The organism is Micromonospora sp. WMMC415 (genome assembly GCF_009707425.1).
Taxonomy (GTDB): Bacteria; Actinomycetota; Actinomycetes; order Mycobacteriales; family Micromonosporaceae; genus Micromonospora.
This window is the reverse complement of sequence record NZ_CP046104.1, coordinates 1,197,907-1,217,800: the sequence shown is the minus strand read 5'-3', so window position 1 is coordinate 1,217,800 and position 19,894 is coordinate 1,197,907. Positions and strand designations below refer to the sequence as shown.

Sequence of the window (19,894 nt, the reverse complement as noted above, 5' to 3'; positions counted from 1 at the left end):
CTAGATGCCTGGGCTCACGTACGCGACGCAGGATGCCGGCTTGCCTGTCGTGATGGTGGACACCTCGACAGAGGCCTTGCCGGACGGCGGGATCAGGTCCGGATAGGTGGACCCCCCGCCGATGATCTTCGTCTTCGAGGCGTCATAGCAGACCACGGCCACCCTCGGGTCCTTGAGCGGTTCGGCCTTCGGGTTGGTCACCTCGAACTTGGCGTCGAACTCGTCGGTCCCATACTCGGACTTAGTCACCGTCACCGGACCGGTCTTGATCTCCGGGAACGGCTCGGCGGAGAAGGTGCCCTCATCCTCCACCAGCAGCGTCGCCTCGACCTTCGCGGCCTTCTTGCCCGCGGGCAGCTCCGCCTGCGTGGTGAGCGGCATCGTCTGTCCGGGGCGCGAGAAGGTCTCCACCTGAGACTCGCTCTTGAGCAGCTCCCCGGCCGCATCCTTGATGTTGAACTGGACGGTCACCGTCTGCCCGACCTTGTCAGAGGTGTTCTCCACCATGGCGACCAGGGCCACGTAGATGTCGCGCTGACCGAAGCCGGTCGCCAGCAGGGACCCCCCGGGCTTGGCGTCGCCGGCCGCCGGCGCGCCGCTTGCTCCGTCGGCGGATCCCTGCTCCACCTTGTCGGGCTCCGCGCACGCGCCGAGGAACAGAACCGAGAGCGCGACCAGCGCAGCGGTCCGAAGTTTCACGAATTGCTCCTTGAGTTGATCTTTTGGTGATGACCGGGATTAGGGATTCTCCGAGGTGGCGGCGGGCTGAACCACCTCCTTCGAGGTGATCTCTCCGACGAAGAGTCGGACGCTGTCTGCCCTGGTGATCGCATAGTTTTCGCCGGTCGACCAGGACTCCCACTTCTCCGGGTCAAAGATCATGTACGTCGAGCCCGCTCGCCGCGCCACCTCCGGCTCTTCGTCACCCTGCGCCGTTGACTTGCGCAAGCTTCAGCCGGGTCCATACAGACAGGATCGAAACAGGACTCGTAGCGTGTAGTCGTCTGACTGCTACTGGACAGGTAGCTGAGCCGCTCCGGTGCATTCCCGTCGCAACTGCGGTTTCCGTAGCTGACATCGCGAAGCCAGTGCATCGGCCGGGAGCTCGCGCTGAGGGCGGTCCAGCCCCGGGTCCGTCGGTGACACCTCGCTTACAAGGCGCTTTCGGCAAAGGTCGCAGCGTCCGGTGACGTCCACCGGGTCCGGCTCCGAGGCGACACCCATCCGCACTCGTCCGGCCTCGGCCGCCACCGCTGATGTCAACGACTGATGTCAGGTCACCGACGCTGTCGGACTCCCTGCCCGCTAAGGGCGACCGCCGCCGGGGGGAGCCGGTCACAAGCTGTCGGCTGATGCCAGCCGGTGGCGACCCGCGTCGATGAGCAGGTGCCGGGCATCGTCGGTTGATGTCTTGGACGGCCCCGCATCGAGGCTTCCGCTGCCTCCTTGCTGCCTGGCTGCCGGATGTCTCGCTGAGAAGCCCTGTGCGGGCTGTCGCTGGCGTCTGCGCCCGTTGCTGGCCCGGGGCATAGTGCAGTCGTAGCGGCTTTGGCCCGTGCTGTCCGACGCCGTTGCTGTCAGCGATCGAACATCACGCAGGGCAGCGATCTCATGACCGTCGTTGGTATCTTCGCCGGCATGAGTCGCAAGGCGCGGGGTGGCGGCAGGTTGAAGCGGCGGCCGGTGTCCGAGGAAGAGCGGACGCAGGCGGTTGAGGAGTACCGAAAAGCGGTGGGCGTCCTGCAACACTCGGCCTTCCGCAACCTTCGGACCTCGATCGCGAACGTCGCGATCTTCTTCGGGGTGGTATCAGGCTGGCTGATCCTGACCGGCGATGCCGAGCCCGCTGCACTCGTGCCCATGTCGGTGTCCATCGTCGGCGGGGTGCTCGGCGTGAGCACTTACCTCGTACGGCGGCAGCCTTTCGCTCGGTACCTGCTCATCGGCGCCGTTGTGCTCGCCGTGGTCGGCTTGGCTGGCACCGTCATCGCGTCCCAGGCGGCGCAGTGACCCTCGTCGTGGAACCTGCGGCGCTGGCAGGCTTCGCGCGGCAGGTCGACCGGGCGGCCGAAGACGTCGGCGAGATCCGTGGCTACTTCCACCGGTACGCCGAGGCTGGCACCGGCGGAGAGGTGTACAACGTCGCCAAGGCGAGCCACGAACATGCTGTCAACGTCATCGACACCACGCTCAAACGCCTGGCCGGCCTACTGCAAGCCTCCGCCCCAGAACTCACCGCCGCTGCCACCTACTACCGCACCACCGACCTGACCGCTGCCGCGTCCCTCGACCGCACTCTCCCGTCGGCGGCCGACCGGTGCATCACCCGGCTTGAACTGGAAATCTCCGCCAATCCCTGCACCCCGGCCAACTTCGCCGACCCGCGCGACGTCACGTGGTCCCTGAAGCCGCCCGGCGAGCCGGACAACCCCGCGAACTCGCTGGCGTTCATGGACTACCTCAGCCCATCGGCGTGGGCCGCCACCGCCTTCAACATCGTGTTCGGATTCGACCCCATCGGCGAGATCCAGAAACGCGTCTTCGGTGACTGGGAGGCCCTCGCCGTCATGGCACCCGTCATCGGCAACATGGGCGGCGCGCTGCACGACGTGGCATACAACGTCCAGTCCGGGGCCACCACCCTCCGCGGCCACTGGCAGGGCACTGCCGGCGAATCCGCGTTCCGCTACTTCACCACCACTGCCAACGCCGTCTCCGACCTGCGCGGCCCCCTGGCCGCCATCAGCCAGGGATACCGAGAGATGGCCGACGCCGTGTGGGCCACCGGCGAAGCCTTGGGCGGCACCATCAAAGCCCTGCTCGATTCCGCCATCATCGCCGGCGTCAGCATCGCTGCCGGAACCGCCACCGCCTCCACCGGCGCTGGCGCCGTCGTCGGCTACGGGCTGGCCGCCGCCGAGGTCGCCTATATGCTCCACCTCTGGGGCGCCGCCACCAACCTCTGCCAGAAGCTCTCCGCCGTCGTCAACACCTTCGGCGCCCTGCTCGTGCGCGAACTCAGCAACCTCGACGCCGTCGCACTACCCTCGCTACCGAACAGCGGCCGATACGACCACCCCCTCGCCGGACTACCCGCCTAGCCATGAGCGACCTCGACGACATCGCCGCCGGCGACCACCATCGCAGCCAAGCCCTCCGCGACGCCCTCACCCGCCTCGCCAACGGACCCAACGACGTGCTACGAGAGATGGCCACAGGAGTCCTCAACGGCGACATCAGCCTCCGCGACGCCGTCGCAACCGACACCTACGCCGCCGAGCTGACCAAACCCTTTGAAGCGTTCTGGGCCCGCTACGAAGAGATGACACCCGAAGAACGCGAGCAACTGGCAGCCCAAGGCACGGCCGGCCCCGCCAAGGCACCGCAGTAGACCGCAGTGCGCGGCGTCCTTCGCTGATCTAGCCGCCAGCCAAGCACCGATGGCACCTACGGCACTGGCTGCGCCTGCGATTGCCGAGAGAGCAGCGATGAGCGTGTTTCCGTCGATGCCCACGGCGGTAGTGCGCCAAACAGCTTGGGAATCGGATTGGTCTGCTTGGGGAGTCGCCGTAGCGACCGGTCGAGAGGTGCTTGACGTTCGCACCAGGGCTGCCTGGAACCCCGTGCTCGCCCTTGCTGACCCTTGTGTCGGGCACGGATCGGGCACGCACCGGCGTTGCGCGCTCAGCCTCTAGATTGGGACGAGTGACGTGGGGGATCCTCAGCGATGACGTGCCCGTGGTGTTGCGACACGCCGCCGAGGCACACGACCTGGTCTACATCCTCGGAATTGGCGACATCGCCGGCAGCCGGTTTCGCGGCAGCCAGTGTCCGGCTCCGGTTAATGCGTTACACGGTGGCTTCACTCGATGGGTGACACTCCGCCGGGTGCTGGTGGATATGAGAGTGACCGAACAGCGGCATCCGGCCCTGTTGGAGGGGTCAGGCGGGACTGGCGGTGAGGAGGTAGCCGAATCGGTACACCGCTGCTCAGGCCTCGAACTGCCCAGTCTTGAGGGCCCCCATGAAGCCGCTCCAATCACCAGGGGTGAAGGACAGCAGCGGCCCTTGCCGATCCTTGCTGTCGCGGACCATGACGGTCCAGGGTCGCCTGGCGACCTCCACGCAGTTGCCGCTTGAGCCGGACCTGGTGCTCTTGCGCCAGGCAGAGCGAGGCAGGTCCATGCCGTGCCCTCCTAGGTGATCAAGTCGGCAGCGATCGCACGAAGCGTATCTCGCGTTGGCTTGGGTGCCAGTGCGAGGGCTTGAAGCTGCTCATGTGCCGCCGCGTACGCGGCGATCTCGGACGGCCGGTCCAGGTACAGCGCACCCGTCAGCGTGTCGACGTACACCATCCGCTCCTCGGCGGCGTCCGGGTACGGGTCCGGCATGGGCGGGAAGTCCAGGATCACGAAGCTGCCGTCGAAGCCGACGCCGGCGGAGTAGGGGAGTAATTGGATCTGAATGTTGCTCCGGCCCGACTGCTCGACCAGGTGGTTGAGCTGCCGGTGCAGCACCTCCGGACCCCCGACCATTCGGCGGGCTGCTCCCTCGTCAATGACCACACGCAGCATCGGCGGGTCATCGCTTGTGAGGATGGCCTGACGCTCCATCCGTAGCGCGACCTGCCGTTCCACCTCGTCGTCACGCATCGGGACCGGCGCGCCCTGGAACGCGGCTCGGGCGTACTCCTCGGTCTGCAACAGGCCGGGCACCATCTGGCACTCATATGTGCGGATGACGGACGCCTCGGACTCCATCCCCACGTACGCGGCGAACCAGTCGGGCAGGACGTCGCTGTACCGCTGCCACCATCCACGCTGCTTCGCCTGCCGAGCGACGGCGATGACAGCCTCGGCCTGGTCGCCTTCAACGCCGTACAACGTCAGGAGCGCCCGCACATCGTTCGGATGTGGACGGACTTCCGCCGTCTCGATCCGGCTGAGCCAGCTCGCATCGTGGTCCACCCGTCGGGCCGCGTCGGCTGAGGTAATACCGGCTCGCTCGCGTAGCTGTCGAAGCGTGAGCGCCAGTCGTCGACGTCGGACCGTAGGGCTCTGACGTTGAGGCACGTCGTCATCTTGCCATGCGGAAGACCTTACTTCCTTTCGCAGACACGCGGACCGCACATTTCGGATCCGCATATTGCGGATGCTCGAGATGCGTGAGACGGTGCTCGCTGGGTGTGGTGGTCGGATGACCGTGCGTGGCCCGGCCGCCATGCCCCCAAGCGAGGAGGGCCGGATGAGCAGGCACGTCACCTACGACCAGTACGTGACCGCGGTCGCCCTGACGCTGGCCCGCCGGCACCGTCCCGTGTGGTCATGGCAGAAGTGTCAGCGGGTCTGCCGATGCGGAAGGAACCTGCCCTGCCACGCAAGACACCGAGTGCCGATCAACCGAGGGCACTGGCCGGGTGAGAGCCGATGACAACACACGGCCCGGTCCTGCCCATCTGGACGTGCGGCGGCTGTGGCGCCCCCTGGCCCTGTCGCACCCGCCGCAACGAGCTCAAAGCCGAGTACGAGGACGCCCCCGTGTCCCTCGCCCTCTACCTGGGCTCCTGCCTCGTGGCAGCCACCCAGGACATGGCCTGGGCACCGGCGGGCCAACTCCACCGCCGCTTCCTCGGCTGGCTGCCATGACCGACCTGCGCGCCGGCACCCTGCTCCACATCGGCCGAGCAGCCAGCGTCCAGTTCGTGACCCCGATCAGGTTCCGCCTGATCCGAGTGCTCGACTGGGTCACGTACGACGGCTGGGTCTGGCTTGACGGCTACCAGCTCAACGCCAAGGGCGACGCCGTCGCCCGTCGCACGATCTACGTACAAATGGCAGGACTCAACGGCACGCAGCGTCCACCCGGTGCACCGGGCGGACCCGCCGGCCCAGCCCTTCCAGCAGCGAGTCCTCGACGTGGAAGTCGTGGATCCGCAGCCGGTGGCGGGGCAGTTCCTCCTCCGACGGGCAGAGCACCTGCCCGCGTACCTGTCCCACCGGCACGTAGCGCACCCCGCCGCGCTCCTGGAGGATCACCATGTTGACATCATCGGTGGTCACCACGTGCCCCCGGATGTCCTCGGAAACCCCAGCAGCGGCCCCGGCGGTGTCCCCCACGGTGGTCACGGTGAGCGGCAGCACCGGCGTACTGATCACCGGTAGCGCCACCCACACCAGCATGGCCAGCACGGCGAGCTGGGTGAGCGAGGCGAGCGGCCGGATCACCACGCCGGGCAGCGGCCCGGCGATGAAGAGCGCCAGCAGTGGCGGTACGACCAGCAGCACGATCGCCAGCCATTCTTCCTGCCGCCAGGCGTCCCGCAGCGTCGGCACCAGCAGGAAGAGGTAGCCGCCGAACACGGCCGCGATGACGAGGACCCGGGCCACGGGTTGCTCGTGCAGGCGTTCGGGCCGCACCTGGAACGCCGCGAAGGCCGCGGGCACCAGCAGCGGCAGGTACAGCAATGGCCACGTGACCAGGGCCATCAGGAAGCTCGCCGCCACGAACCAGGTCGGCGTGACCTCGACCCAGCGGGCGAAGAGGGGTCGACGCGCGGTACCTTCCGTGCTGGCGGCGAGAACCGCGCCGAGCGCGAAGACCGCGACGAGCGCGGTGGCGAGCAGGCGCGCTGCCGTGGTGAGGAACCCGGCCAGCAGGTTGATCGGCCCGACGTTGGCCACCAGCAGCAGCGTGGTCTGCAACTCGCCGCCCGCCTCGACGCCGAGTCGGAGCACCGAGAAGATCGCCGGCACGCCGACCACGGCCGTCCAGAACGACTGGCTGGCCCGCGCCCGCCGCTCCACCTGGTCCCAACCGCCCACCGGCGTCGCGCGGGTCTCGACCGGAGGAGGCTCGACCCCCGCGACGAGCGATGCCGGCCGCGCCCGGGCGGGAGACGCCGCCGGCGCTGGCGCGGACGATGTCTCCGCCGCTGGCGCGGGTGTCCGCGGCAGAGGCGGGATCGGTCCGCCAGGATCACCGGTCGCCGCCGCCGGCACCGGCACCGGCACCGGCGAGGACGATGTCTCCGGTGCTGGTGCAGGTGAAGGCGAGGCGGGCGGCGTCGGACCGCCCGGATCCCCGGCCTCCGCCGTGCTCATCGCCGTGGCGCCTTGTCGTCGAAGTCGACCAGCTTCGGTACGTCGAGCGGCTGCGGTTGCCGCTTCTCGGCGCGCAGCCACGGCCCGAGCGTCCGGTTGTACGCGGTCTGCCACGGGCTGGTCTGCCCGTTGCGCCCCTGCTGGTAGCTCTTGTCGAGGAAGTACGCGACCAGGTCGCGCAGCGCCGGGTCGCCGATCGGTACGCCGACGCCGAGCAGTTCGCTGGTACCGAACGGCATGTCGACGATCTCGAACTCGGTCGGGTGGCGGGCCAGGAAGCCGGCGAGGATCGTCTCGTCGGAGCTGACGGCGTCGTACTTGCCGGCGCGGATGCCCTCGACGCAGTCCCAGACGTCCTTGACCACGACCGTGGGGACCTGGTGTTTCTCCAGCTCCGCCTCGGTGGTGGAGCCGCCGCTCGTGCAGATCTTGTACTTCGGGTTCCGCAGGTCCTCGATGGTGCGGATGGCGTCCTTGTGCCGGGTCGGGACCAGCACCTCCTGGGTGGTGACGAAGTACGGCCCGGCGAAGCTGACCAGCTTCTTGCGCTCGTCGGTGATGGAGAAGCTGGAGACCACGAAGTCGACGACGCCGCCCTGGAGGGCGGGGATGCGGTCCTCGGTGGACACGTTCACGAACTCGACCCGCTGCTCCCCTTCGTACCCGAGGGAGGCGGCGATGTAGCGGGCGATCTCGACGTCGAAGCCGATGTGCGCCCCGTTGCGGACCTCGCCCATCAGCGGCTCGTCGTCCGCCACCCCGATCCGCAGGACGGGCTGGCCCCAGATGTGCGACTCGCGGAGCTTCTCCTGCACCGAGGGCAGCTCCGGCTCCCGCTGGCTGTCGCAGCCAGCCGCCGCAGCGAGCAGCAGCGTCAGAGCGACGGCCACGGTGGTGGCGACCGAACGAATCAGGGATCCTGTGCGGTGAACACGCATGGTCGACCTCGCTACGCGGCGGAGCCTGGGTGACACGCATCGTAGCCGCCCCCGTCGAGCAGCCGCCGCATCCGAGCCGGCCGGCAATGTCCAGCTGAGGACAGCCCGTCACACCCGCTGGATCTGGTAGGAGACGGCGGCCCGAACGTCGCCCGCCGGGATGATCAACACCGCCGAGCCGGTGACGGCGGACCGGAGCCGCAGCCCGATCGCCCCGGTGGTGACGGTGGTTCCGCACGGCAGCATCTCCTGGATGTCCGAGCGGTCCCCCAGCCGGAAGTACGCGTAGAGCGTGCCCGATCCGGCGCAGTTCACGACGAGCCGGTAGTCACCGGCCTTCCACTCCTCGGCACCCTCGTCACGGATCACCATGGTCATTGGGCCTTCACCCTGATCGACCACCGTGGGCCGGGCGCCGGCGGCGATCAGCGTGCCCTCCACCTCCGCGTTGGCCGCGTTGGCCGCCTGCACGTAGCGTTCCATCGCTGGGTCCGCAGTGGGGACGGAGGGTCGCGCGGAGGGGGACGGGTCGGCGTCGACGCGTTTCGGAGGCTCCGGCTCTCCGGTGCAGCCCGCGGACGGGATGACCACCATGGCGAGCACGGCGCTGGCGACCACGAGCCGCCGGAGGTGACTCTGTCTCGTCTCCATCACTACTCCTGGAATGGGCGGCGGTCCCGGCCGTTCGGGCATCGGCCGGGACCACCCGCTGAATGAAACTAGGAAGAGGTCTCCCAGTAGCGGTATCCCCACGTGGAAGCGCTGGGCATGGCCGTCACCGTCGCGCTCTTCTTGTTCTTGACCTTACAACGGCTGTCCACGGTGTACTTTTCGGCGCCCATGCGCCAACCCCAGTTCCCGAATCGCAGATTTCCGTACTTCTTCGGGTCGATGTTGCGGCTGTATTCCCAGGTGTGCTGAATCTTCGAGGTCACAGACGCTTCGATTCCGAAGGTGGTCTCAGCCTTGGCCACCAGCGCTCCGGCGGAGAAGCTCGCGGAGGCCGACACCTTGACGGTGGCTTCCAGGCCGGTCTGGATCGCCGCCTTGGTGGTGCCGCCGGGGCCGTTCTTGAAGGTCATACCAACCGGGATGTGGATGCCTTTCCGGTTGAAGACCCGGTAGTGCGTCCCCGCCTCGGGGCAGCCGAACCCGGGTCGCGCCGGCTCGTCCTCGAAGATCCAGCCGTTGCCCGGCACGGTGCCCGCCTCGATCTCGGCCGCCTCGGCGAGGACCACCTCCTCGGTCGTCACGTCGACCGGTCGCCCCTCGTCGGCGTACGCGGCGCCCGGTGACAGCGGCGGGACGAGGAACGCGCCCGCCGCGACGACGGCGATGATCCGCCGCCGACCATTCTTCCCTGACATGTCTTCCCTCTCCTGAACGGACATGGTTTACCGGCCGCGGAACGGAGGAGAAGAATAAACGCATTGCTCGTTGCGGATAGGCATGAGTCCACGTCTGTCGCCCCCGTAATTGCTGCGCCGCGTTCGGCAGGGGAACCGTAGCGAGATCAACGACTACCGCACAGCCCGGGATTCCGGTGACCCATCTCACAGCGGATCGATTCATTCTCGACAGTTGGCGAATTGCCGGCGTAACCGCTGTTCGGGAACGCTCCGACCCGACGCCGGGACGGCACGTGTCGATGTCCTTTGTCCACTGTCGCGAATGTTACAAGGATGGGTGGGAGCCACGCCCCGTGTCGATGCCACCCACACTCCGGTACCGGCAGACCCCGTCCCTGATGGGCGCTTCCACTCCGGACGGGTGGTTGACAGCAGGCTCCCGGCCGACATGCTGGACGGGTGACGGAACGCAGGCCCGACGCACGGCTGGTGGCGCTCGTCGCAGGAGTGGCGGCGGTCGCTCTGCTCGTGACGCTGCTCGCGCTGCGCCGCCAGGATCTCCTCGCGGTCGTCCTGGCGCTGCTCTGCGTCCTGTCGACGGCGGTCTGCGGCGTGGCCGTGGCGGCCGCCCGGGACGGCCGTGAGCCGCCCGCCATCCCCGTGTCGCCCCCGACGGCCGACGCCCTGCACGCCGTCGACGCCGACACGCTGGAAACCCTCGGCAACCGGGAGGCGGTGCGCGCGATGCGCGACCGCTACCGGGGGCCGTCAGCTGACGAAGGTCGGTGACGCGAGCGCGTCCAGGCCGCGCCCGGCCAGGCAGCGGTAGGTCCGGTCGGCGGCGTCCGGCGGGAGCACCTCCAGGTTCCACCCGTCGGTGTACGTCATGCCGCTGGTCAACCGGAAGGTCGTCGCGTTGCAGACACGCCGTACGGCGGGGTCGCTGCTGACCTCGTCGTAGCCGGCACCGAGCAGCGTGTCGGGCAGCACGCCCTCGACGTAGCTCTCCCACGTGTGCTCGCCGGCACACGGCACCCGCGCCGCCCGGGCCCGCGCACCACGCACCTCCATCGGCCCGAAGCACTCCAACTCGTCGCCGCACCGCGCCCCGGCGGGCAGCTCGGCCACCTGCGCACAGGCCGGCCGCAGGTGGGACGCGACGTCGGTGGTCGGCGGCGGCAGCGGCGCGGTCGCCCCGGCGGCCAGCCAGGCACCGGCACCGGCCGCGGCGGCGAGCGCGACCACACCGGCGCCGCCGAGAAACCAGCGGCGTCGGCGCCGCCCGTCGGTCGGCACGGTCGGGTGCGGGTCCTCCACCGGCGGGCGGGGCGCGGGCCGGGCGGACCGGCCGAGGGCGTACGGCCCGGACGACGTGCCTCCACCGTGGACCGGGGAACTGCCGTGACCGGGCACCGCGCCGCTGAGCGGCAGGTCGGCCAGCAGGGCCTTCAGCTCGGCCGCGGACGGCCGCGCCCCCGGATCGTTCGACATGCCGGCGCGGAGGATGTCGACCAGGTCCTCCGGCACACCGGGCAGGCCGGGGACCGGCTGGTGGAACATCTCCAGCACGGTGACCAGGCTCGGGTTGCGCTCGGAGCGCCAGCGGGGCGGCCGGCCGTGCATCACCGCGTAGAGGGTGGCGCAGAGCGCGTACACGTCGACGGCCGGCGAGGGCGGGCTGTGGTTGAACATCTCCGGTGGCGCGTACGCCGGGGTGAGCACCTCCAGGGCGACCGAGGCGTCGCGCATCTCGGCGACGACGGCGAGCCCGAAGTCGGCCAGCACCGCCGGGTTGAAGTGCGAGTAGAGGATGTTCGCCGGCTTGACGTCGCGGTGCAGCACGCCGGCCGCGTGGGAGTGGGCGATGGCGTCGGCGATCTTCACCCCGAGGTCGCGGGCCTCCAGCGGGCCGAGCGGGGAAGTGCGCATGCGCTCGGCGTACGACCCGTCGCAGAGTTCCATGATCAGGTAGGGGTGCTGGTCGACCGTGACCCCGACGTCGAAGAGGTCGACCACGTGCGGATGCGACGACATCCGCCCCGCCGCGCGCGCCTCCCGGAGGAACCGCGCCTGGTCCCGCTCGCTGTCCAGCGTGCGGTTCTCCACCTTGACCGCCACCTCGCGCCCCACCGAGATCTGCGTGGCCTTGTAGATCGTCGCGTAGCCGCCCCGGGCGAACACCCGCAAATCAGTCAGACCAGGCACGATGGGCATCGGCAGGGCGCCGGGCGGGGTGTCGGTCACAGCTTGAAAATACCGAATCCGGCCGGCCGCTCAGTGAACCGCGTCCGCCGCGGACGGCGGCGCGGCCCGATCAGCGGGCGTCGTGGCGGTGGCGGCCGTCGATGCGGCGCCACCCCGGCGGGCGTCCCACCAGAGGCCGGCGGCGGTCGCCAGCGCGCCCAGCCCCTCCCAGGCGGCCACCCCGAAGAACCGGCCCGGCGCGACGTCGGCCAGCACCGCGATGGTGAACACGGTGAAGGTGACCAGCCGGAACCAGACGGTGAACCGGTAGAAGGGCCGCCACTCGGTCGCGGTGGCGAGCAGGTAGTAGACCCCCATGTTGAACGAGGCCATCGAGGACGCCGTCAGGAAGGTGCCGGTGTAGTCACCGGCCGCCCGCGACGCGGGCACCTCGAAGCCGAGCAGCCGCAGCAGCGCCTCCGGCCAGATCAGCCCGACCGCGCCCATGACCAGCGCGAGCACGCCAAAGACCGCGATCGTCCAGCCGGCGGCGGAACGCGGCAGCTTCATCGGACCCCTCCCCGGCCGGCGCGGTCGTGCCCCGCGTCCGGCCCCCACACGCTAACGACCGCCCCCGACATCCACATCGGCGAAACCGTCAAAACCTGTGCCACACGGCAGCCCGGCTCGGGCGGCGGCGGCGCTCAGATCGTGAGGCGGGCGCGGAGCGCGTCGGCGTTGCGGCGTTCGCTGCGCTGCTCGGTGGCGTACGCCAGGCGGACCGCCTCCTCCGCGCTGGCCAGCGCCTCGACGGGACGGCCGCAGGCGGCGAGCGCCTCGGCGAGGACGCTGGCCGCGATCACCTGGCTGCGCACGTCCTCCGCCGGGGCGGCGACGGCCCGCCGCGCCCAGTCCAGCGCCTGCTCCCGCTGGCCGTGCGCGAGCAGGGCGGACGCGTACCGGGCCAGCGTCTGGCGGCGGGAGAAGAGCAGCGACGGCGCGTTGAGCGCGGCCGTGGCGACCGGGGCGAGCAGCCCGACGGCGGTGGCCGGATCACCGGCGGCGAGCCGCGCGGTGGCCAGCAGCACCCGCGGCGCCACCTGGGCGGGAGCCTGCGGGTTGTGCGGCTCGACGGCGGTCAGGACGGCGCGGGCGTCCCGCTCGGCGAGGTCGTGGGCGCCCATGTCCAGTGCCACGAACCCGCGCAGCGTGCCCGCCATGCCGGTGAGCAACGGGTGCGAGGTGCGGTTGGCGAACCCCAGCGCGTCGGTGAGCAGGTCGGCGGCGTGCTCCGGCTCGCCCAGGCTCCGCGCGATGACGCCCCGCACCACCAGCGCGAAGCCACGCCCCCACTCGTCGGAGACGGCGGCGAAGTCCCGGTACGCGCGCCGGGCCAACCGGTCCGCCTCCGCCAGGTCGCCGAGCTCGGCGGTGGCGAACGCCTCCACCCCGCGCAGCGTGCCCACCGCCCACTCCTCGCCGACCCGCTCCCCGAAGGGCAGGAAGACCTGCGCCAGCCGGCAGGCCTCCCGCAGCCGGCCGGCGAGCAGCCGGGCGAACGCGGTCGTGCCGCGCAGCCAGGCCCTCCCGTACGGGTCCTTCAGCTCGGCGAACAGCCGGGCGGCCCGGCTCAGCACGGCGTCGGTGCCGGCGAAGTCCCCCCGGGTGGTGGTGACCCAGGCCAGGTTCTGCAACGACCAGGCCTGCCCGCGGCGGTCCTGCACCGACAGGCTGACCTGGTACGACGCGGCGAGCCGGCTGCTCGCCTGGCCGAGCCGGCCGGCGATGAAGTCGGCCATGCCGAGGCGGCGCATCGCCGAGGCGCGCAGCGTCGGCTGCCCGTGCGCGGTGGCCACCTGCAACGCCTCCTGCCAGCAGGCCACCGCCCGGCCGTGGTCGCCCATCGTCTGGTGCGCCTGGCCGGCGAGGAGCAGGGCGCTGGCCCGGGTCGCCGCCTCGTCGCCCGCGTTGGCGGCGATCTTCTCGGCGGAGGCGAGCGCGTCGGCCGGACGGCCGATCTGGAGCAGTGCCCGCGCGTGCACCACCCGGTCGGCCGCCGGTACGGCGCCACGGGCCAGTTCGGCGGCGCGTTCCGCGTACTCGACGGCCATCGCCGGCTCGCCGGCCTGCAGGGACCGGCGGGCGGCGCGGCCCAGCGCGGCGATCCCCAGCGGGACCACCGTCCGGGCGGGCGCGTCCGGGCGCAGGCCGACCGCGTCGGCGAGCGCGGTGGCCCGCTCGACGTGCGCGGCCACGAAATCGTCCCGGGCCGCCTCGGTGAACCCGCCGGGCACCGGAGCGCCGGCCGGCGGGTCGGCCGCGGCCCAGCGGGCGAGCGCGGCGTGCCGCTCGGCCAGTTCCGCCTTGCTCACCCCGGAGTACGCGGCCTCCCGCATCAGCGGGGTGGCGAACGCGTACCCGGCGCGGGTGCGGTGCAGCATGCGCCGTTGCAGCAGCTCCTCGACGGCACGTTCCAGCTCGACGGCGACGACCGCCGCCGGCCGGCCGTCCCGGCCGGCGCGCTGCTCGCGGAGCGCCTCCAGGGTGCCGGCCGGCACGCTGTCCCCAACGACCGCCGCGTCCCGCAGCGCCGACCGGGCGTCCGGTGGCAGCGCGTCGATACGCGCGGCGAGCACGGCGGCCAGATCCCTGGAGAGCAGCCGGCTGCCGAGCGAGCCCGGCGCGAGCCGCCACGAGTTGCCGGTGCCCGCGGTGAGCGCGCCCCGCTCCATCAGCAGCGTGACCAGCTCGGCGAGGTAGAACGGGTTGCCCTGCGCGGTGGCGAGCAGCCGGTCGGCGTCGGCCTGCGGCAGCCGGCCGCCACCGAGGTAGCTGGTGAGCAGCCGGGCCGCGTCGGCGCCGCGCAGCGGGGGCAGGGCGTGGACCTCGGCGTCCGAGACGCGGGTCAGCGCGCCGGCCGTACGCACCAGCTCGGGCCGGCCGAGCAGCAGCACCAGCACCGGGCCGCTGAGCCGGTTGAGGGTCAACCCGAGTGCCTTGATGGTCTCGGCGGTGGCGTCGTGCAGGTCGTCGACGACGACCGCCAGCGGCGCCTCACCGGCGAGGGCGCTGAGCAGGTCGGCCACCGCGTTCGGCACCGCCTCGGCGTCGGCGGCCTGCCCGGCGGAGCTCCACTCGCCCTGGTCGGTGGGGCCACCGGCGGGCAGCTCCGCGTACCCGAGGAGGGCCAGCAGCTGATCGATGGCGATCGGGGCGGGCTCGCCCCCGGCCCGGCCGAGCCGCTGGCCGAGCCGGCGCAGCCGCTCCTCGACGGCGGGACGGGTCAGCGCGGTGGCCGCGTCGGTGGGCAGGCCGACCGCGGCGCGCACCAGGTCCGCGAGGGGCGCGAGCCGGCGCCGCTCGCCGAAGGCCGCGCACCGGACGGAGAGCACCCGCGCGCCGGTGTGGGCGGCGAACCGGCCGGCGCCCACGTCGTAGCCGGCGGCGAGGCGCTCCACCTCGGCAGCGAAGCGGGACTTGCCGATGCCCGCCTCGGCCGTCATCAGCAGCACCCGGGGCTCGCTGCGGTCGACCACCTCGGCCAGCCGGCCGGCCACCCGGCCGATCTCGGTCTCCCGGCCCACGAAGGGGGCCTCGTCGCCGAGGCCGGACCGGGTGCCCGGGGCGTCCAGGAGGCCCAGCAGCTCGTACGCCTCGACCGGCTCCCGCTTGCCCTTGAGCCGCAGCGGGCGCAGCGCCCGCCAGGACGCGACGTGCCGGGTGGCGGCGGCGGTCCGCGCGCCGCCGTACACCGCGCCGACAGCGGCGGCGTCGGCCAGCCGGGCGGCGGTGTTGACCGTGTCGCCGATGACCGTGTACTCGATCGCGGCCTGGATCCCGGCGATCACGTCCCCGGTGTTCAGGCCGACCCGCAGGCCCAGCGGCGCGCCGCCGCCGCGCTCGTCGTCCAGCACCCGGCGGACCGCCCGCTGCATCGACAGCGCGGCCCGCACCGCCCGCTCGGCGTCGTCCTCGTGGGCGACCGGCGCGCCGAAGACCGCCATGATCCCGTCGCCGGTCAGCTTGTCGACGTGCCCGCCGAAGGTCTTGACCGCACCGGCGAGCGCGGCCAGCACCCGGTCGGTGACCGCACCGACCCGCTCCGGGTCGAGATCCTCCGACCAGGAGGTGAAGTCGGACAGGTCGCCGAAGAGCACGGTGACCACCCGGCGCTCGGTGGCCGGGAGCGTCGCGGCGGCCGGCAGCGCGGCCCCGCAGTTGTGGCAGAACCGCGCGCCGGGTACGGCGACGGTTCCACACACCGGGCAGGTCACGTCTGCTCCAACCCCACGCCGGTGTCGCCGGATTCCCGGCCCAGGTACTCGAGCTGCGCCCGCACCGACCACTCCGCCGCCCACCACAGCGAGCGGTCCACGTCCGCGTACACGATCGCGACGACCTCGGCGGCGGTGGTGGCGCCGGCGGCCAGCGCGGCCCGGACCTGGTCGAGCCGCGCCCGTCGGTGGGCCAGGTAGAACTCGGCCGCCGCGGCGCAGTCGGCCAGCGCCGGGCCGTGGCCGGGCAGGGCCGGGATCCCGGTGTACGTCGAGAGCAGCTCCAGGCTGCTCAGATAGTCCCCGAGGTGCCCGTCCGGGTGGGCGACGACGGTGGTACCGCGGCCCAGGATCGTGTCGCCGGTAAGGACGACGCGCTGGCCCTGGTGCTCGACCAGGAAGCAGACGGAGTCACCGGTGTGGCCGGGCGTCGGCACCAGCCGCAGGTCGATGCCGGGGACGGCGGGCGGCGTACCGACGCCGACCGGCGCCGCGGCGATCGTGTGCGCGGGGTCGGCGGCGCGGACCGGAACCCCGCCGAGCAGGTCGTGCAGGGGCGCCGAGCCGTCGGTGTGGTCCGGGTGGCCGTGGGTGATCAGGACGAGCCCGACCGGCCCCTGCGCGGCGATCGCGGCGAGATGGCCGTCGTCGGCCGGCCCCGGATCGACCACCACGGCCGGTTCACCGGGGGCGGCCCGCAGCACCCAGGTGTTGGTGCCGTCGAGCGTCATCGGCCCCGGGTTGGGCGCCCGCAGCAACGTGACCCAGCCCGGCAGCTCGTCCGCGAGAGCCGCCGCCGGTGCCGTGAAGTGCCCGCCCATGGCTGCGATCGTACGACCCCCGCCACCACGCCCCGCGATCTTGCACTTCCGGTCCCCGCTTCGTGCCCGTTCAGGGCCTTTGCCAGGGCGGAAGGTGCAAGATCGCGGGTGGTGGGGCTACGCCACCTCGACGATGACCTCGATCTCGACCGGGGCGTCGAGCGGGAGCTCCGCCACGCCCACCGCGCTGCGGGCGTGCCGGCCGGCCTCCCCGAAGACGGCGCCGAAGAGGTCGGACGCGCCGTTGACGACGGCCGGCTGGCCGGTGAAGCCGGGCGCGCTGGCGACGAAGCCGACCAGCTTGACGACCTTGACGACGTTCTCCAGCCCGACCAGCGAGTCGATCGCGGCGAGCGAGTTCAGCGCGCACCGGCGGGCCAGGTCCTTGGCCTGGTCGGCGGAGACACCGGCGCCGACCTTGCCGGTGGCCAGCAACTTGCCCTCGGCCATCGGCAGCTGACCGGAGACGTAGACGTGCTGCCCCGACTGCACGGCCGGCACGTAGCTGGCGACCGGGGGCACCACCTCGGGCAGCTCGTGGCCCAGCTCGGCGAGCTTCGCGTGCGGCCCGGTCATGCCTTCGGCCGCTTCAGGTAGGCGACGAGCTGCTCCGGGTTCGGGCCGGGAACCACGGACACCAGTTCCCAGCCGTCCTCGCCCCAGTTGTCGAGGATCTGCTTGGTCGCATGGACCAGCAGCGGGACCGTGGCGTATTCCCACTTCTGCATCGCTGGGGGGCTCCCTCTCGTGGCGTGCGGCTTTTTCAGCCACAGCCTACGGTCCGCTCGCGGGCCGGGATGCCGGACGCTGCTCCGGAGCCACCGACAGGTCGCCGCACGGGCCGGTGTGCTCGTACGGCTGGGGGCAGCGGGACCGGTCGGGCAGCAGGAGGTCGCAGAACACGCGGTGCCGGTTGTTCTGGTCGTCGGCGGTGGAGACGGTGGTCTCCCCGGCGTCGACCTCGCCGAGGAAGCTCAGGGAGGTGGCGATCGTGCCCGCCAGGGCGGTGGCGGCGGCCAGGTCGGCGACCCGGATCGGCAGGTGCACCACGTACCCTGGGCTCTCCTCGTCCCTGGGCCGGTCCCCGGTCTGGGCGAAGGCGCGGAGCACGTCGACGGGCTCGGCGATCCGGCGGTACGCACGTTCGTTGATCGGCAGCCCGCTCCCCTCGCCGCCGCCCGGCCCGCCGGGACGCCGGGACGCCGCCGGGAACTGGGTTCGAGGGGTGTTCTCCACGTCGCGCATTGCCCTGCCTCCGGCCGTCGTAGCTGGTCGAGTCCGCCCTGTCGGTCCGGCCCCCGGCCCCGGCCCTCATTCCGCACCCGGGGAAAAAGGTAGGACCGGCCCGGAGTCCCGCCAACAGGACGCGCAGGATCGATCCACCACAAGTCACATATGCGACACACCGCAGGTGGCGGGGCTGATCACCGGCCCCGACCAGGGCCCGTTGTCCGCCGGCGACCCGGGTGCGGGACCGGTACGCGCGGTACGGCCGGCCCGACGGTTACCCTTCCCGACGGAACGGGCGGGTCCCACCGCCGACTTGCCCGACGTTCCGTCGCCTCGCCGATCCGACGTCAGTCCCACCCCCGGGGGAACGATGACCGAACCACCCACCGGCGATCCGGCCGCCCCGGCCGGGTCCACCGCGGCCACCCCCTCCGTGCCGCGTCAGGACCCGTCGGCGATCCCACCGCCGCCCGCCGGCTACCCCCCCTACGAGGGTCCGGAGGCGCCGCGCCGCAAGCGCGGGGTGGTGGTCGCGTCGATCGCGCTGGCGGTGATCCTGGTCCTGTGCGCCGGCGGCGGCGTCGCCGCGTTCCTGGCGCTGCGCACGGCGGAGACCGGCGAGGGTGCGAAGGAGCCGACAGCGGCCGTCGAGGAGTTCCTCAACGCCGTCTACAAGGACCGCGACGCCGGCAGGGCGGCGGCCCTCGTGTGCTCCGCGTCCCGCGACGACGAGAAGATCGCGGCCAAGGTCGCCGAGGTGGAGAGGTACGCGGCCGAGTACCAGAACCCGCGCTTCCGGTGGAGCGCCCCGCGCGTCGACAACCAGACCGGTGACCGGGCCACGGTCACCACCAAGGTCACCATGACCACGACCGACGAGAAGTTCGCCGACCTGCCGCTGCGCTTCACCGTGGTCAAGAAGACGGGTTGGTGGGTCTGCGAGGTCGCCTGACCTGGATAGGCTCGACGGGTGGGAGCAGCGAAGCGTCCGGATGAGCCGGCGGTGACGGAATGGCCGGCCCGGCTCCACGTGGTGACCGGCAAGGGCGGCACCGGCAAGACCAGCGTGGCCGCGGCGCTGGCCCTGGCGCTGGCCACCGGCGGTCGGCGCACGCTGCTGGTCGAGGTCGAGGGGCGCCAGGGCATCGCCCAGCTCTTCGACACCGAGCCGTTCCCGTACGCCGAGCGGCACCTGACCGACGCGCCCGGCGGCGGCGAGGTGCGGGCCCTCGCGGTGGACGCGGAGGAGGCCCTGCTCGAGTACCTGGACATGTTCTACAAGCTGGGCGGGGCCGGCCGGGCGCTGCGCAAGCTCGGTGCCATCGACTTCGCCACCACCATCGCCCCCGGCCTGCGCGACGTGCTGCTCACCGGCAAGGTCAAGGAGGCCACCACCCGCACCACCGGCCAGCGGCGGGTGTACGACGCGGTGGTGCTGGACGCGCCGCCCACCGGGCGGATCGGTCGCTTCCTGAACGTCACCGCCGAGACGGCGCGACTGGCCCGGGTCGGTCCGATCAAGACGCAGAGCGAGGGCGTCGCGGCGCTGCTGCGGTCGCCGATGACCGCCGTGCACGTGGTGACGCTGCTGGAGGAGATGCCGGTCCAGGAGACGGTCGACGCGATCGCCGAGCTGACCTCGCTCGGCTTCCCGGTCGGGCGGGTCATCGTCAACGGCACCCGGCCGCCGCTGCCGGTCGGACGGGCGGTCACCGCCGAGGAGCTGGCCGGCGGGCTGCGCGCCGCCGGGCTGCCCGCCGACGAGCGGATCGTCGCCGGGCTGGCCTCGGAGGCGCGCGACCAGGTGGTCCGGCGCGAGCTGGAGGACTCGCTGCGCACCGACCTGGTGGAGCTGGGGCTGCCCCTCGTCGAGCTGCCGCTCCTGCCGGACGGGGTGGACCGGGCCGGCCTGGACCGGCTGGCCGAGGCGCTGGTGAGAGCAGAATGACTCACACCTCCCGTCGGCGCGGACGCGCGGCGGGAGCCGGCCCGATACGC

At 71.9% G+C, this 19,894-nt stretch carries 20 protein-coding genes and 1 pseudogene; 7 read left to right on the top strand and 14 right to left on the bottom strand.

Annotated elements, in window-relative coordinates:
- Complete coding sequence (locus GKC29_RS06015; RefSeq protein WP_155329865.1) at positions 1-699, bottom strand: hypothetical protein; 699 nt, start codon at positions 697-699, stop codon at positions 1-3.
- Between the two features lie 912 nt (positions 700-1,611).
- Between GKC29_RS06015 and GKC29_RS06010 the strand changes: the two genes are divergently transcribed.
- From GKC29_RS06010 to GKC29_RS06000, 3 genes are read left to right on the top strand one after another with little or no spacing between them, the layout of a single operon-like run.
- The gene (locus tag GKC29_RS06010) at positions 1,612-2,010 is read left to right on the top strand and encodes a hypothetical protein (RefSeq protein ID WP_155329864.1); all 399 of its coding nucleotides are present in this window, start codon (positions 1,612-1,614) and stop codon (positions 2,008-2,010) included.
- A complete protein-coding gene (locus GKC29_RS06005) occupies positions 2,007-3,101 on the top strand; it encodes a hypothetical protein (protein ID WP_155329863.1) in 1,095 nt (364 codons plus the stop codon). Before GKC29_RS06010 ends, GKC29_RS06005 begins: the two co-directional genes overlap by 4 nt.
- Positions 3,102-3,103: 2 nt before the next feature.
- Positions 3,104-3,391, top strand: a complete 288-nt coding sequence (locus GKC29_RS06000) for a hypothetical protein (protein WP_155329862.1) — start codon at positions 3,104-3,106, stop codon at positions 3,389-3,391.
- Positions 3,392-3,990: 599 nt separating this feature from the next.
- On the opposite strand, the gene GKC29_RS05995 is transcribed toward GKC29_RS06000, so the two are convergent.
- Positions 3,991-4,185, bottom strand: coding sequence for a DUF397 domain-containing protein (locus GKC29_RS05995; RefSeq protein ID WP_155329861.1), 195 nt, complete (start codon positions 4,183-4,185; stop codon positions 3,991-3,993).
- Between the two features lie 11 nt (positions 4,186-4,196).
- The gene (locus tag GKC29_RS05990) at positions 4,197-5,072 is read right to left on the bottom strand and encodes a helix-turn-helix transcriptional regulator (RefSeq protein ID WP_230688937.1); all 876 of its coding nucleotides are present in this window, start codon (positions 5,070-5,072) and stop codon (positions 4,197-4,199) included.
- A gap of 569 nt (positions 5,073-5,641) precedes the next feature.
- On the opposite strand from GKC29_RS05990, the pseudogene GKC29_RS05980 reads away from it, so the two are divergent.
- Positions 5,642-5,881 (top strand): annotated as a pseudogene (locus GKC29_RS05980) (hypothetical protein); the annotation flags it as partial.
- Here GKC29_RS05980 and GKC29_RS05975 read toward each other — a convergent pair.
- The 4 genes from GKC29_RS05975 to GKC29_RS05960 form a co-directional block, all read right to left on the bottom strand.
- Positions 5,841-6,821 (bottom strand): hypothetical protein, encoded by a 981-nt coding sequence (locus GKC29_RS05975; protein WP_230689158.1) that lies wholly within the window; start codon positions 6,819-6,821, stop codon positions 5,841-5,843. The pseudogene GKC29_RS05980 and the gene GKC29_RS05975 sit on opposite strands and share 41 nt — an antisense overlap.
- 275 nt (positions 6,822-7,096) lie before the next feature.
- Entirely contained in the window at positions 7,097-7,990 is an 894-nt protein-coding gene (locus GKC29_RS05970; protein ID WP_230688936.1) for a transporter substrate-binding domain-containing protein, read from the bottom strand.
- A gap of 156 nt (positions 7,991-8,146) precedes the next feature.
- Positions 8,147-8,689 carry a hypothetical protein gene (locus GKC29_RS05965; protein ID WP_155329856.1) on the bottom strand — a complete coding sequence of 181 codons (543 nt, stop codon included), beginning with the start codon at positions 8,687-8,689 and terminating at the stop codon, positions 8,147-8,149.
- 68 nt (positions 8,690-8,757) lie between these two features.
- Positions 8,758-9,429 carry a hypothetical protein gene (locus GKC29_RS05960; RefSeq protein WP_155329855.1) on the bottom strand — a complete coding sequence of 224 codons (672 nt, stop codon included), beginning with the start codon at positions 9,427-9,429 and terminating at the stop codon, positions 8,758-8,760.
- 417 nt (positions 9,430-9,846) lie between these two features.
- Between GKC29_RS05960 and GKC29_RS05955 the strand changes: the two genes are divergently transcribed.
- On the top strand, positions 9,847-10,176 hold the full coding sequence (locus GKC29_RS05955) for a hypothetical protein (protein ID WP_155329854.1): 330 nt from the start codon (positions 9,847-9,849) through the stop codon (positions 10,174-10,176).
- Here the strand turns inward: GKC29_RS05955 and GKC29_RS05950 are convergent.
- From GKC29_RS05950 to GKC29_RS05920, 7 genes are all read right to left on the bottom strand, one after another.
- Positions 10,156-11,601, bottom strand: a complete 1,446-nt coding sequence (locus GKC29_RS05950) for a serine/threonine-protein kinase (protein WP_196255892.1) — start codon at positions 11,599-11,601, stop codon at positions 10,156-10,158. The genes GKC29_RS05955 and GKC29_RS05950 overlap by 21 nt on opposite strands.
- A 60-nt stretch (positions 11,602-11,661) precedes the next feature.
- Entirely contained in the window at positions 11,662-12,141 is a 480-nt protein-coding gene (locus GKC29_RS05945) for a hypothetical protein (protein WP_155329852.1), read from the bottom strand.
- A 134-nt stretch (positions 12,142-12,275) separates the two neighbouring features.
- On the bottom strand, positions 12,276-15,845 hold the full coding sequence (locus GKC29_RS05940; protein WP_155329851.1) for an adenylate/guanylate cyclase domain-containing protein: 3,570 nt from the start codon (positions 15,843-15,845) through the stop codon (positions 12,276-12,278).
- Entirely contained in the window at positions 15,842-16,666 is an 825-nt protein-coding gene (locus GKC29_RS05935; protein WP_155329850.1) for an MBL fold metallo-hydrolase, read from the bottom strand. The genes GKC29_RS05940 and GKC29_RS05935 overlap by 4 nt, the downstream gene beginning before the upstream one ends.
- A 117-nt stretch (positions 16,667-16,783) precedes the next feature.
- Positions 16,784-17,242 (bottom strand): RidA family protein, encoded by a 459-nt coding sequence (locus GKC29_RS05930; RefSeq protein WP_155329849.1) that lies wholly within the window; start codon positions 17,240-17,242, stop codon positions 16,784-16,786.
- Positions 17,239-17,394, bottom strand: coding sequence for a DUF4177 domain-containing protein (locus tag GKC29_RS05925; RefSeq protein ID WP_013736319.1), 156 nt, complete (start codon positions 17,392-17,394; stop codon positions 17,239-17,241). The genes GKC29_RS05930 and GKC29_RS05925 overlap by 4 nt, the downstream gene beginning before the upstream one ends.
- A gap of 46 nt (positions 17,395-17,440) precedes the next feature.
- Positions 17,441-17,911: a hypothetical protein gene (locus GKC29_RS05920; protein ID WP_155329848.1), complete on the bottom strand. Its 471-nt coding sequence runs from the start codon at positions 17,909-17,911 to the stop codon at positions 17,441-17,443.
- 355 nt (positions 17,912-18,266) lie between these two features.
- Between GKC29_RS05920 and GKC29_RS05915 the strand changes: the two genes are divergently transcribed.
- Together GKC29_RS05915 and GKC29_RS05910 are read left to right on the top strand one after the other, a co-directional pair.
- The gene (locus GKC29_RS05915; protein ID WP_155329847.1) at positions 18,267-18,848 is read left to right on the top strand and encodes a hypothetical protein; all 582 of its coding nucleotides are present in this window, start codon (positions 18,267-18,269) and stop codon (positions 18,846-18,848) included.
- 18 nt (positions 18,849-18,866) lie between these two features.
- Positions 18,867-19,844, top strand: a complete 978-nt coding sequence (locus GKC29_RS05910) for an ArsA-related P-loop ATPase (RefSeq protein ID WP_155329846.1) — start codon at positions 18,867-18,869, stop codon at positions 19,842-19,844.
- Positions 19,845-19,894 lie beyond the last annotated feature (50 nt).

Bases quoted from the DNA above. Each gene is read 5' to 3' on its own strand.
- GKC29_RS05960 (WP_155329855.1), bottom strand. From the start codon at position 9,429: ATGTCCGTTCAGGAGAGGGAAGACATGTCAGGGAAGAATGGTCGGCGG.
- GKC29_RS05930 (WP_155329849.1), bottom strand. From the start codon at position 17,242: ATGACCGGGCCGCACGCGAAGCTCGCCGAGCTGGGCCACGAGCTGCCC.
- GKC29_RS05920 (WP_155329848.1), bottom strand. From the start codon at position 17,911: ATGCGCGACGTGGAGAACACCCCTCGAACCCAGTTCCCGGCGGCGTCC.
- GKC29_RS06000 (WP_155329862.1), top strand. From the start codon at position 3,104: ATGAGCGACCTCGACGACATCGCCGCCGGCGACCACCATCGCAGCCAA.
- GKC29_RS05935 (WP_155329850.1), bottom strand. From the start codon at position 16,666: ATGGGCGGGCACTTCACGGCACCGGCGGCGGCTCTCGCGGACGAGCTG.
- GKC29_RS05915 (WP_155329847.1), top strand. From the start codon at position 18,267: ATGACCGAACCACCCACCGGCGATCCGGCCGCCCCGGCCGGGTCCACC.
- GKC29_RS05965 (WP_155329856.1), bottom strand. From the start codon at position 8,689: ATGGAGACGAGACAGAGTCACCTCCGGCGGCTCGTGGTCGCCAGCGCC.
- GKC29_RS06010 (WP_155329864.1), top strand. From the start codon at position 1,612: ATGACCGTCGTTGGTATCTTCGCCGGCATGAGTCGCAAGGCGCGGGGT.
- GKC29_RS05995 (WP_155329861.1), bottom strand. From the start codon at position 4,185: ATGGACCTGCCTCGCTCTGCCTGGCGCAAGAGCACCAGGTCCGGCTCA.
- GKC29_RS05950 (WP_196255892.1), bottom strand. From the start codon at position 11,601: ATGCCCATCGTGCCTGGTCTGACTGATTTGCGGGTGTTCGCCCGGGGC.
- GKC29_RS05945 (WP_155329852.1), bottom strand. From the start codon at position 12,141: ATGAAGCTGCCGCGTTCCGCCGCCGGCTGGACGATCGCGGTCTTTGGC.
- GKC29_RS05925 (WP_013736319.1), bottom strand. From the start codon at position 17,394: ATGCAGAAGTGGGAATACGCCACGGTCCCGCTGCTGGTCCATGCGACC.